The sequence below is a fragment of the Citrobacter sp. TBCS-14 genome, assembly GCF_005280805.1.
Taxonomy (GTDB): domain Bacteria; phylum Pseudomonadota; class Gammaproteobacteria; order Enterobacterales; family Enterobacteriaceae; genus Citrobacter; species Citrobacter gillenii.
Genome location: NZ_SZWM01001228.1, coordinates 730 through 978 on the forward strand (window position 1 = coordinate 730; position 249 = coordinate 978).

The window sequence follows — 249 nt, forward strand, 5'->3', positions numbered from 1 at the left end:
GACAGCCATCCTGCAGAATAAAGCGCCCACGACTGCTGCTACTGACCCCGCCTTGCAGATGCAACGTTTTACCAGGCGGGATCCCGATCGCGGTATTGATATTCCTGCACTCCAGACCAGCAGGCACGACAACGGTTTGCGCCTCTGAAAACGCCTGCCTGAAGGAAGCCACCCAATCCTGTGGATTGTAATCCTGAATGTTGACGCTGCCCGGCGATTCAAGCGCCCGGGCAACGGGAGAATGCAGTA

1 pseudogene is annotated in these 249 nt (G+C 57.0%); it reads right to left on the reverse strand.

Annotated elements, in window-relative coordinates:
* Nucleotides 1-247: pseudogene (wcaM, locus tag FDX22_RS32240) on the reverse strand (colanic acid biosynthesis protein WcaM); the annotation flags it as partial.
* Nucleotides 248-249: the final 2 nt, after the last annotated feature.